The sequence below is a fragment of the Candidatus Culexarchaeum yellowstonense genome (genome assembly GCF_024707025.1).
Taxonomy (GTDB): domain Archaea; phylum Thermoproteota; class Methanomethylicia; order Culexarchaeales; family Culexarchaeaceae; genus Culexarchaeum.
This window is the reverse complement of record NZ_JANGFQ010000040.1, coordinates 1-12,531: the sequence shown is the minus strand read 5'-3', so window position 1 is coordinate 12,531 and position 12,531 is coordinate 1. Positions and strand designations below refer to the sequence as shown.

Annotated in this window: 11 protein-coding genes and 1 pseudogene; 3 read left to right on the top strand and 9 right to left on the bottom strand. The window is 44.5% G+C overall.

Features of this window, described 5'->3' with window-relative positions; translation table 11 throughout:
• A pseudogene (locus MRT15_RS06320) lies at positions 1-182 on the bottom strand (hypothetical protein); the annotation flags it as partial.
• A gap of 146 nt (positions 183-328) precedes the next feature.
• Here MRT15_RS06320 and MRT15_RS06315 point away from each other — a divergent pair.
• Positions 329-1,087 carry a TdeIII family type II restriction endonuclease gene (locus tag MRT15_RS06315; protein ID WP_304328970.1) on the top strand — a complete coding sequence of 253 codons (759 nt, stop codon included), beginning with the start codon at positions 329-331 and terminating at the stop codon, positions 1,085-1,087.
• Between the two features lie 13 nt (positions 1,088-1,100).
• Here MRT15_RS06315 and MRT15_RS06310 read toward each other — a convergent pair whose 3' ends face one another.
• From MRT15_RS06310 to MRT15_RS06285, 6 genes are all read right to left on the bottom strand, one after another.
• Entirely contained in the window at positions 1,101-3,155 is a 2,055-nt protein-coding gene (locus MRT15_RS06310; protein ID WP_304328969.1) for a hypothetical protein, read from the bottom strand.
• 96 nt (positions 3,156-3,251) lie between these two features.
• Positions 3,252-3,701 carry a pyridoxamine 5'-phosphate oxidase family protein gene (locus tag MRT15_RS06305; RefSeq protein ID WP_304328967.1) on the bottom strand — a complete coding sequence of 150 codons (450 nt, stop codon included), beginning with the start codon at positions 3,699-3,701 and terminating at the stop codon, positions 3,252-3,254.
• A gap of 39 nt (positions 3,702-3,740) precedes the next feature.
• Positions 3,741-5,348 (bottom strand): amidohydrolase, encoded by a 1,608-nt coding sequence (locus tag MRT15_RS06300; RefSeq protein WP_304328965.1) that lies wholly within the window; start codon positions 5,346-5,348, stop codon positions 3,741-3,743.
• Between the two features lie 25 nt (positions 5,349-5,373).
• Positions 5,374-6,861 (bottom strand): aldehyde dehydrogenase family protein, encoded by a 1,488-nt coding sequence (locus tag MRT15_RS06295; protein ID WP_369684953.1) that lies wholly within the window; start codon positions 6,859-6,861, stop codon positions 5,374-5,376.
• Positions 6,855-8,159 carry an aspartate aminotransferase family protein gene (locus tag MRT15_RS06290; protein WP_304328961.1) on the bottom strand — a complete coding sequence of 435 codons (1,305 nt, stop codon included), beginning with the start codon at positions 8,157-8,159 and terminating at the stop codon, positions 6,855-6,857. The genes MRT15_RS06295 and MRT15_RS06290 overlap by 7 nt, the downstream gene beginning before the upstream one ends.
• A 73-nt stretch (positions 8,160-8,232) precedes the next feature.
• Positions 8,233-9,519, bottom strand: coding sequence for an ArgE/DapE family deacylase (locus MRT15_RS06285; protein WP_304328974.1), 1,287 nt, complete (start codon positions 9,517-9,519; stop codon positions 8,233-8,235).
• Positions 9,520-9,791: 272 nt separating this feature from the next.
• Between MRT15_RS06285 and MRT15_RS06280 the strand changes: the two genes are divergently transcribed.
• Positions 9,792-10,733 carry a Na+/H+ antiporter NhaC family protein gene (locus tag MRT15_RS06280; protein ID WP_304328959.1) on the top strand — a complete coding sequence of 314 codons (942 nt, stop codon included), beginning with the start codon at positions 9,792-9,794 and terminating at the stop codon, positions 10,731-10,733.
• A 396-nt stretch (positions 10,734-11,129) separates the two neighbouring features.
• On the opposite strand, the gene MRT15_RS06275 is transcribed toward MRT15_RS06280, so the two are convergent.
• Positions 11,130-11,540, bottom strand: a complete 411-nt coding sequence (locus MRT15_RS06275) for a type II toxin-antitoxin system VapC family toxin (RefSeq protein WP_304328958.1) — start codon at positions 11,538-11,540, stop codon at positions 11,130-11,132.
• A gap of 15 nt (positions 11,541-11,555) precedes the next feature.
• Positions 11,556-11,807, bottom strand: coding sequence for a hypothetical protein (locus MRT15_RS06270; protein ID WP_304328956.1), 252 nt, complete (start codon positions 11,805-11,807; stop codon positions 11,556-11,558).
• A 105-nt stretch (positions 11,808-11,912) separates the two neighbouring features.
• On the opposite strand from MRT15_RS06270, the gene MRT15_RS06265 reads away from it, so the two are divergent.
• Positions 11,913-12,155 carry a type II toxin-antitoxin system CcdA family antitoxin gene (locus tag MRT15_RS06265; RefSeq protein WP_304328954.1) on the top strand — a complete coding sequence of 81 codons (243 nt, stop codon included), beginning with the start codon at positions 11,913-11,915 and terminating at the stop codon, positions 12,153-12,155.
• The last annotated feature ends 376 nt before the right edge of the window (positions 12,156-12,531 follow it).

Here is a 12,531-nt window from a genome sequence, read left to right as displayed (position 1 = left end):
GCCTGCACATAATCACCCTTAACCAGAAACCCCTCCGCCTCCCTCAAAAATTTCTCAGCAAGCTTAAGGTGAAGCTCAACCTTCGAAAGAACTTCCACAGTAAACTCTTCTATGGACACACCCCTCCTTAAAGCTTCCCCCCTCAACTTTTCAACAAGCTTTCCACCGAGAAAATCGAACATCACCCTTGATATCACCATATCAAGATAAGGGCTAAAGCAAAATAAACCTTGCTAAATTAAGAGTCCATAGTGTCCTATGCTCCCCACAGCTAAAGTTGGAAGGAATAGGTGGAGCATCACAGTTATAAGTTCATTGAATATAAGTTTTGGACGGAAATGTTATGAAACCGGAGACTAGGGAGATGCTGAAAGATACCCTCCTATCCTTTGTGAGGAGTGTAATTGAAGTCCCCTATGACGTGGAGGAGCTTAAGAGGGCTTACCCCTTCCATGCACTAATATTTCCAGGTGAAGCGTTGAAGGCGTTTAAGAAGCAGAGGAGTATTGTTACAAGGATGGGCAGGCAACTCATACCTAAACTGGCTGAAATTGTGGCTAGGGATCGATATGTGGATGTTCATCGTGATTATGAGATTGTTGGGTGGATTGATGCAGCTAAAATGGAAGTTATCGATGGAATTGTTAATGAGTTGAGGATGGGGAGGAGGAAACCCAACCATTTAAGGGAAGTTGAAGAGATAATTGCAGCGAAAGGTGGTGAGAAGAGGGAGGTTCGCATAATAGCCGACTTATTTGTTGGAGACTTCAAGACGGGTCCACTATACCTTGAAATTAAGAGTCCACTCCCAAACCTAGATGTATGTGCAGAATCCAAGAGGAAGATGCTAATATTCCAAGCACTCTTCGAAGATAGAATGCCACAAGCATTCCTAGCCCTCTACTACAACCCATACTACCCAAAACCCTACAAACATCCATTCACAAAGCGGGTAATGGACTTAGAACATGAAGTTCTAATTGGAGGGGAAATGTGGGATAAACTTGGCGGAGAAGGGACATACAATGAACTTTTAAACATAATAGGGGAAGTGGAGAAGCTTATGGCAGAGTCAACTTCAAAGTGAAAACGCAAATCAATTAGCATTTGGAGATAGCGTAATGCGCCGCTCTAGTTAGAAGTCTAACCTCATCTTCGGGGATACGTTCATCCGGATACATCTTCGAATCCAACAAGTACTCCTCAAACCTTTTCAGTATCCTTGATTTATCACGCTCCTTAACACTTTCCCTCTTCCTAGCCACAAGTATTAGTACACGATTTATCCCAACCCTCCCACCCCTAGTCACACTCCTAGTGGGATGCTCTGAGGGAAGGGGGATTATGGCTGTTATGGCGAATTGAGCCTTCTCCAAAGCCCTAACAGTCGCCTCCCAAGCCTCCATACTCCTATGACTAAACCAGAAGATTAGTAAACCATCATCCTTCAAAGCAACCCTAATCTCCCTTAAAGCCTTCTCCAATTTAACCTCGAAATCCCTCCCACCACCCCTCCCCCTAGCCACAATCTCATTGGATTTCGGGACACCCCAACTACTTGGACTCCAATCAAACAGTATCCTATCCTTCTTGAATAAATGTGGGAATGCAGGTTCCAACATAACCCTCAATAGCGGCCAGAAGAATTCTGAGAAATCACTGTATATATGCTGATCATAGTATGGTGGATCAACATTAACCACATCAGCCACGCCCATAAAATACTTCGACAATTGCATGGCATCACACATGAAAACATCTATATTGCAATTCTTCCCCTCCAACCTCTCAGCCAAATCCCTCACAACAGGACATATCCCACCACCAGTCCTCCCACCTTCATCGGGCTCGTAAACCCAATTGAGCGTACGATAAGGAACAATAGCTTCAGCATAAACCCCCTCCAACCTAAACTTCCTAAACTTATAATATGAGCCTACACTATCCCTCACAGTCAAAGTATTATGATTCCAAGTTGTAATTATGGAATTGAAATCCGCAACCCTATCAACCCCCAAAGCCAAATATAAACCCAATGCAGCCCCAAACTCCCCATCCACCTCCACCAACTCCCCAACCCTCCCCCTCACATATGAGATAAGCCTATCCAAAGCCAAAGCCTGCCTAGGACTGAAAAGCATACGATAACTCCCAAGCGGCTGAATATCTGAGAATACATCATTATCCCTTGGAAGCTCTATATCTGGGAGAATAAGCGAGCCTAGTTTGGAGAGATAAGCTTCATAAGCCTTCAACAGCAACTTCAAATCAGAATCTCCAGCCAATCTAAAACCATCCCCAGTTTGAACGGCCACACACCTATGAAGCACATTGTAAAGCTCAGATTTTCCATTCATAACCTTAACATGCCCCTCCATCCAACCCCTCAAAAGCCCCCTCCTAACAGCAACACCCCCACCCCCACCACTCAAAGTTAACGAGCCATCCCCACAAACCCTAACACTAGTATCCCTTGAAAGTGGAATAACATTCTGTAATGGTATAACCCTACCACCCAAAACCACCTGCCTAAGAATTATGTAGCCCTCAACATTAGCATCATAATATGGTGAAAGCTCCCTCACAGCATAATCCAAGAAGGCTTTAACTTCACCCACAAGCCTCCTCCACAACTCCAAACCATACCTAGCTGGAAACTCCACAGTGGCGCGAAGCAGTAGATATGAAACTGGATTGTAATCGCAGGCAACCGTATTAACACCAAGCAATGCAGACTCCAAAGGTATACTGCCACCACCAGCCATAGGATCCAAAATGACAAAACCACCCAAACCAAAATTTGAGGGGATGTTTGGCTTTAAATATGAGATGAGTGGAGGATAACCCCTAGAAGTCTCCTTAACCAAACTCTCCATACTAAACCCTAAGAATGATAGAAACTCTTCAGCACTAATATTTGGGGGGAGGAGGGCAGCTAAATTAAGGGCTCTAGCCACAGACCTAGAACGCCTAGCCAACCATGGATGAAGACTCCTAATCTTAGGATCATAAAAGTTTCTCCCCACATGGGTTAAACCAAGCTCCCTACACCTAGCCAAATAAGCAGGGGTAGGCTTAAAACTCATCTCAATAGCAGAATCCCTACTCAAAACACCCACTGGAATCCAATATTCCAATAGAGATTTAGAGGGCATCCCACAACCTACTCCAAAACCCCACTATATAAGCATACCCCTAAACACTTAAAGGCTTGAAATTTCGAGTCTTAAATCCCCACTCGAAAAGAGGGGTCACTCATTCTTCCTCCCAGTAATCTCTTCAATGATTATTTCGCCAACCTCCACCCCACCAATCATGGATTCATCCAAAGGCTTCGCAACCCCATTGGGGTCATACTTCCCCATCATCAACCTCAAAACCCTCAACTTCTCCCCTAAATCAGCTATGAAGTGAACTCTGCCAAAAACCAATACACTGCGGTAATGCATGGTGAACTTGCATGGCATTTCTGAGGGGACTAGGCAGTATTCATCCACTTGGAAGCATACGTTTGGGTTAACCCTCATATAACTCATCTTCCTCCCCCTAGGGGAGCTGTGGAAGTATATTCTATTATTATGGTAGATGAAGCAGACTGGGACTATGTAGGGCTTACCACCCATACACATGCCAAGCCTACCCACAAGAGCCCGAGACAACAAATCCTCAACCTCATCAACATTCATATTCTGCTTAACCATAACACACACCCAGCAACCCCATTCGAGAAGAGCTATCATTCACCCTCTCCGATAAATTATTCTCCCCTCTATAATGGTCATCTCCACTGGTATATCCTTAATCCTCTCAGTTGGGATTGTTAGGATATCCTCCCCTAAAACTACGAAATCGGCAAGTTTACCAGGCTCTATGGATCCAAGTTTATCTTCATCGAAGGAGTGATATGCGGCGTTTATGGTGTAAAGCTTAATGGCCTCCATCACTGAAACCTTCTGCCTCTCACCTATAGGCACCCCCCTCGCAGACCTCCTATTCACAAGGGAATGTATACCCAATAGTGGAGGGTAGGGGGATGCGGGATGATCTGAGTGAGCTGCAACCTTTAAACCAGCATCAAGCATAGATCTCGCAGCAAACATCCATTGAAGCCTCTCAGCACCAAAAGCTGGCAAAATCTTGTCACCATGATAATAGGGGTATGCACCGAAAATTGTTGGGAGAATGTTAAGCTTCTTAAGCCTCTCAATTATAGCTGGATTCACAACAGTGCAATGTATAATCCTATTCCTAGGATCCCTCCTAGGATACCTCTCCTGAGCCTCCTCCAACACATCCAAACACATGTTAATAGCCCTATCACCATTAGCATGCACACAAAACCTATACCCCCTCCCATAACCCTCCAAGACAACTCTGCGCAACTCCTCCCCAGTAATAGCCAACTCCCCATAATAATTCGGCTTATGAAGATATGGCTGGGAAACTGCTGCTGTACGTGCAGATATAGCCCCATCACATACAACCTTAATACCACAAATCTTAAGCCAATCATCCCCTAAACCTTGAAGTACACCACACCTATCCAAATCTGGTAGCAAAGTATAATATACGTCCACCCTAACCCTAATGGGAAGCTCACCAGCTTCACGAAGCCTTTGTAAAGCTCTAAGATGTATCCCATCAGTCCAACCATCATAAGCACAAGTCAAACCTGCAGATGCATACTCCTTCAAAGTCAACTTTATACCCTCCATAACCTCCTCCTCCCTTGGCAGTCTCCCAAAAGGTATGGGTTGCACCAATTCCTTAGCCCTCTCATGAACTCCACCAGTAAGCTCCCCAGTCACCGGATCCCTCTCAAACCTCCCACCAGGAGGATCAGGAGTACCCTTAGTTATCCCAGCCAACTCAAAAGCTTTACTATTAAATATGTAGAAGTGGCCACCCACAGTGGCAAGGCAAACGGGATGATCAGGTGCAGCTTCATCAAGCTCCCACCTAGTTGGAAACCGCTTCTCAACAAGCTTTGAATCATCCACTTGCACAACATTTATCCATTCACCTTTAGGCGTAATCTTAGCTTTCCCCCTAATCCTATCTTGAATATCCCTTATACATCTAACCCCAGACTCATAACTACAATCAATAGCCATAATCCGCTGTATCCCAAAGGAGGTGAAATGGCAATGCGAATCAATGAAGCCTGGCAAAACAGTTCTACCCTCCAAATCCAAAACCTCAGTCCCCTCACCCATCAACAATTTAATATCCTCATTGGAGCCCACAGCCAATATCCTACCAAACTTCACAGCCACAGCTTCAGCTATAGTTCCATGGGAATCCACAGTGACAATTTTACCATTAATTAAAATTAGATCGGCAATCAAACCCCATCAACCCCCACAACCACTTTCACCACCACCTATACATTATCACCTTCATGTCCGTGAAGAAGTCTATGGAGCCAGTTTGCCCAGTTAAAGGTCCATAATGACTCTTCTTGCGAGCCGGGAATGGGAAGAATTGATGTGGCTGAGCCACAGCCATATTAACCGCCACATTACCAGCCTCAATCCTCCTAGCAAACTCCCTAGCCCACTTCCCACTAGACGTATAAATAGTCCCAGTATTACCATACTGACGTTTATTAGCAACCTCCAAAGCTTCATCAAAACTTGAAGCACGAACTATTGGCATAACTGGCCCAAAAACCTCCTCCTGCTCAATCTCCATCCCCGGAGCCACATCATCCAATATGGTTGGACCAAGATAAAACCCCCCACCATACGCATCTTCAACTTTAACTTTACGTCCATCCAAAAGTATTTTAGCCCCCTGCAAAACCGCCCTCTCAATCATACCAATAACCCTACCCCTACTCCCCTCTGAAATCATGGGACCCATATCAGTATCCTCCAACAATTGATAGCCAACCCTAATCTTCTCAGCCCTCTTAACAATGGAGTTCAGAAACCTTTCATATGCATCCCCCACCATGATGAGCACACCAGGTGCAAGGCATCTCTGACCAGCCATATCAAAGAAGCCGCCAACAACATTCTCAACCGTAGGCTCAGGAACAGCGTCAGGCATTAAAACCACAGGATTCTTAGCACTACATTGACATAAAGCCCTCTTACCATGGGAACATGCCAACGAATAAACCCTCTCACCCACACTTGAAGTTCCAACAAAACATACACCCACAACCTCAGGATGCTTAATCAAAAATTCAGCTTCCAATCCACCCCCATTAACAAGGTTAACCACACCAGGAGGGTAACCAGCCTCCCTAAATAAATCCATAAAGTATACTATGGGAGTGGGATCCAGTGGACTAGGCTTCAAAACCACAGTATTACCCAAAGTTATAGCCATGGGGATAAACCACATGGGTATCATTATGGGGAAATTGAAAGGTGTAATCACAGCGAAAACCCCTAAAGGCTCCCTAACACACTCCATATCAATTTCAGGCTCCACCCTAACCATATTCACAACCTTCCTAGTAGCCATCATGAGATGTGGAGCACCAAGAGCAGCATCAATAGCTTCAATGGCTCTACGCATCTCACCACGAGCTTCCCTCAAAGTTTTACCCACACTCTGCGATAAGAGTTTAGCGAAATCCTCAAACCTACTCTCCACAAGCACCTTAAACTTCACAAGACACTGCAACCTATCAAATATGGGTAAATTAGACCAATAATCAAAGGCAGATGCAGCCGAACGTACAGCTCGATCCACATCCCCAGAAGATGACATGGGAACTTCAGCTATAACCCTACCCAAACCTGGATCAAAACTTGGAGAAAACTTTTCAGCCTCAGCCTCCACATACACATTATCAATGAAATTCTTTAAACGCCCATAATAACTTGAAAACTTCAAATTCAACATACCTCCCTAATGGCAGATTCAAGTATACTTAATGCTTTATCAATTTGCTCCATGGTTATAACCAGTGGAGGTTGAATTCTAAGAACATTCCCCTTAACACCACCAGAACCAATAAGCAACCCCCTCTCCCTACACAAATCCCTAACCCTCCCCGCCTCATCCACAGCTGGAGTCTTCTTAACTTGATCCCTTACAAGCTCAACGCCTATCATTAAACCCTTCCCCCTAACATCCCCAATAATTCTATACCTCTCCTTCAACTCATTCAATCGCTTCATGAAATACTCCCCCTTCACAGCAGCCTTCTCCGAAATCCCCTCCCTAAGCATCACATTAATGTTGGCAAGCGCAGCCGCCGCAGAAACAGGATTCCCACCAAAAGTTGACAAGTGATCTCCAGGTTCAAAAGCTTCACCTATATCCCCCCTAACCGTACATGCACTTATGGGGAAACCATCAGCAATCCCCTTAGCCATAGTCACAATGTCAGGCTTAACACCATAATGCTCAATGGCGAAAAGCTTCCCAGTCCTACCAAAACCAGTTTGAACTTCATCAATTATGAGGAGTATACCATACTCATCCAAAATCTCCTTAACAATCTTAAAGTATTCTGGAGGTGCAGGAATAATTCCACCTTCACCCAAAACTGGCTCAGCTATGAATGCTGCAACCCCCTTACCGGTAGAGTACTCTATTACATCACGTATAGATCTAGCACATAGCAAATCACAATCTGGATAAGCCCTACCGAAGGGGCACCTATAACAGTATGGTGGAAATGCAAAGGATACTCCTGGAAGATATGGACCCATATCATACCTCCTCCTACCAGACTGCCCAGTCACACTTAAAGTGCCCAAAGTCCGCCCATGAAACGAGCACATGAGAGCAATAAACTCATACTTCTTGGTAAACTTACGTGCAAGTTTAAGTGCACACTCATTAGCCTCAGCCCCACTATTACCAAAGAAAGTCTTCGGTGGACCTGGAGGAGCTATAGGAACCAACTGAGCCAACCTCTCAGCCAACTCAGCAACCACTGGAATATAGTACACGTAGGTACATGCATGAACAAGCTTCCTAGCCTGAGAAAACGCCGCCTCAACAACCTCCGGATGACAATGACCCAAATTCACAACAGAAATCCCAGCAAAACAATCTATATACTCCCTACCATCAACATCCCTAATCAAAGCCCCACTCGCCTCACTTATAACTACAGGCTCAATCTTCTTCACCATACTAGTTATCAAATACTTCTCAGCCTTCCCAATAATCTCAGAAGACTTAAACATAAATATCCTTCAAAAATGCTCTATCAACACACAATTTATAAGCCTTACCATAACCACCCTAACCCATTAAAATTCAAGCTAAACCACACCATCTAAGCAACACTAAAGCTAAAACCTTCGAAGTCTTAATTACAGAATCAAGATTCACACATTCATCCACACCATGAGTATTCTCCCCCTCAGGACCAAAAGTTATTGCAGGCATACCCCCATACAATATGAAGTGCCTAGTATCCAACCCAGCACTACCACCAGCAAAAACCACCCCCTCCCCCAAAACCTCCTCCGCCGTACTCTTCACCAACTTTACTATCGGGTGATTAACATCCTGCTCAGAAGGCTCAGCACACCAACCAAACCACTCAATTATTGGTGGATGATCCCTAAGCCAAGAATCACCCATAGCAACCTCCATAACTTTAGCCTCAATCTCCCTCCTAACATCACCCACAGATTCCCCAGGAGGCCACCCCACCCTACACTCCAACTCAGCCCAACCAGCCACAGTTGAAGGCCAATCCCCACCCCTAACAACCCCAACATTAATCGTGGTAGCCCTACCCCTCATATGTGGAGCTTCGTTCTCAGCATAAACATACCTCACACGCCTCTGCCTCTCCACATTCAACTCCATCAAAGCCCTATATATCAAGAAAGCCTTCTCAATAGCATTAACACCCAAATGAGCTCTACTAGCATGAGCAGTTCTACCCATAACCTTAACCCTAAAATAAAGCACACCAGCACTGGCAACCCCAATCCTATTCCCACCAGGCTCAGTCAATATAGCTGCATCAGCACGATAACCTTTCATTACTGTTGCTAATGCTCCACCCACCCCTCCATCCTCTTCCTCGATGGTTGTTCCAATGAGAACGTCGCCTTTAAGCTTAATTCCTAAATCTATTATGCTCTTTAATGCATAAGTCATCGATGCAATCCCACCCTTCTGATCAGCAGCACCCCTCCCATACATCTTCCCATCCACAACCACACCACCCCAAGGCGGATAACTCCAAGCACCAACAGGTTCAGGTGAAACCACATCCATATGACCACAAAGAAACAGCGACCTCCCCCCACCCACACCCCTAAGCTTACCAATCACATTCGGTCTATCCTTATACCCATACTTCCTAAACGAGGTTGTCTCGAAAAATGCTGGATGCTTCTTCAATTCATTAATATCGGGCTCCCACATATCCACCTCAAGACCCATATCCCTAAACGTATGGTACATGAACTTCTGAGCCTCCCCCTCCAAACCCACAACACTCGGTATCCCAACAAGCCTCCTCAAAAAATCTACAATCTCATCCCCCCTAGAATCCAAATAACCCAAAACCCCCTCCTCAACCACCCTCAAAACAAGAACACCACAAATAATTTAAGGGAGAATCCCAACTTAAAATATTCCCATCCCAAACAATTCAACCACAACACCATAACATCTTGAATTCAATCCACAACCCTAACTCACATCTCCAGACATCATCAGCTTCACCGTCTTAGTCAATTCATAGTACCCAAAGAGTTGATATAACTCCCTAAATCTAGCGACATTAAAACTAAAACCCTAGATCACAATTTTTTATGTAACACCCCAAGCTATACATGTATGGTAGCTAATTTATGGATTCAAAGGTTAAAAACTCCATTGCCATAGGATTCTCCATAATCTGCCTCTTAATAGCCATATACACATACCTCTTTGTTAAACCCCCAACAATACTTGGATTCATACCAATAATCCTATATAGCGTTCTAGTAATGCTGGGGTTCGTCGTCTTATCCACAGTAGCCGCCTTACTAATCATAATAGTGATGACTGGGCAAAAACCCATCGACGTAGCTAAACTGTTCGCTGACAGCCTAGGAGCCTTCATAACCGTTGTAGGGCTAATCATAATCCTGGGAAGCGGCCTAGGACAAGTAGCCCGAGAAACTGGCGTCGTAACAACCCTCGTTAAATGGATCATTGAAAAGGTTGGAGTAAAAACACAGAATAGAGTTCAACTCGGCGTCATGATAGCCTCCACAACCCTAGTGGCACTGCTCGGAACCCTAGCAGGCGCAAACGCCATACTAGCCCCAATAGTAATACCCATAGTCGCCGCATTATGCTTCACACCACCAGCCCTCGCAGCAATGCTACACTCCGCAGGAGCATGCGGACTATTCATAGGCCCATTCACACCCCCAGTTGTAACCCTCACAGGAACCACCGGCCTCTCCTACACCGAATACCTAATGGTTGCAGGCATACCCATGGCGGCAACAACATGGATAGTTGGCTTTTTCATGGCTAGGTGGATACAGAAGAAGACCTATGGAAAAGCCGCATACGAAGAAGCTGAAGCCCTCAAACAACTCCCAGAACCCACCAAACAATCCACAAAAGCCACCTACGCCTTCATACTAACCATAGCCATAATGGTCATATATGGAATATACAGTAAAGCACCATACTCATACGCCATAGTAGTCATGCTCACCACATCCTTCATAACAGGCCTAGTGGGAGGGAAAAGGCCCCTCGAAATCCTCCAAGCCATCTACAGATACTTCGAATAGATGTAGGCAATCAGGAATGATGAGGGGACATTCGATGCGGCTTTAATAAGCCGCATCATGTATAATGCCTAAGAGGATTCTCCATCACCAGCCTCCTAAACGCCCCCATCACTTCCAACTAAATCCTGTAATGCTTCATAAACCCTCGCCGGAGATTCCCCCAAAGAATTCATTGACAATATCTGGATTCTCAGTGTAAACCCTCAGTGAAAACGGCATCCACACCTATACGTATGCCAAACCTACCTGCAAAAAACCCGAGACAACAAATCCCTAATATCATCAACACCCATACTTTGCTTAACCATAAATCATCATCACTTCACCGCTTTGGCAAACCCCTCTTATACGTATTTCCCAACCCTAAAACTCTTGAACCCCCCGAGAGAGGATGAGTCAGTAGCCCACAACCCTAATCCCCAACTCTCCACCAATAACTTCAGACCTCCCTATTATGCTGGAATCCAGTGTAGCGAATTCCACGCATCCAGCCACTTTACACGTTATTATGTGCAGTAAGTCTAGAGTCTTCAGCTTCAAGATGGGTGCTTTTACAATTGCAATCCTCAAAATTTCATTGAAATCCACTTCAACAATCTTCGCCTTTATTCTCTTCAACGAATACATTGCAAGGGGGAGCGGTTCCTCCAATCCAGCCCTCGAATAGACTGATACCAACTCAGCAAGCGTCAATCTCGAAACAACCCTATCACCACTCAAACCCTCCACCAGCTTTAACGCTCCCCCATGATTTGGATCAGCCTCATCAATATAAGATATAATAACATTGGTGTCGATGTATATCAAGGCTGAGAATACACCTCATCGGCTTCTACTCTCCTCTAGAAGCTTACTTAAACCGCCATGCTTCAGCCTGAATCCCTGCCTCTCCAACTCCTCCACCCTCCCATATATGCCATCCCAATACTCAACCTCTTTAAGCACCTCACTCAACCCCTTCTCAATCATAATGTTGAAGGCATGAGACCTACTCCTAGCAATACCATAACTAACCATCTTATCAGCAAGCTCCACAAGCTCCCTACGAACCTTAATAGATACCGAGACACTCATAAAGGTACACCAAGTATACCTATAATACCAAACCTAAAAATTTTACCACTATCAACAGTTAAACTTAAAGCAAATTTTATACATACTACAATATTGTATTGAATTGTGAGTGTCACTATAACTGTGAGAATCCCAAAGAAGCTTAAAGAGGAAGCCAAGAAGTATGGCATAAACATAAGCCAAGTTGTGAGAAGAGCCTTAGAGGAGGAGTTGAAGAAGAGGAAACTTGAAGAAGCCAGAGAAGCTGCAAAAAGGATTGGAGAATTCTTCTCCAAAATCCCTGAAGAGGAAATTGTGGAATGGATAAAGATGGCGAGAAGAGGATCATCCTCAACCTACTTCAAATAACGTTCACGAAGCATACCCACTACCTCATTAATAATGCCACCCAATTCAGTTGCAAAGATTTCCCGAAGTTCCCTACAAACTCCCTCTAAACCTCCATGCTTAAGCATCCCCACATCATCCTCATCACAATACCTACCCGCAACTTTACAGAGAAACCCCCTTCAATGTTTGGATCAAATATTGTTTAATTTTCCAATAACTTTTAAATCGTAATTCTCAAATAATGATTATCTCCAAATGTTTTTGAGTGTTGCCTCATGTTTAATGTTAAGTTGTCCCATACCCATATAATCCATGTTGATGAGGAGAATTGGATTGCATCACATCAATTGATCAATCTACTTTTAAGATCCAGGATGCCCGTCTACTGGGTTTC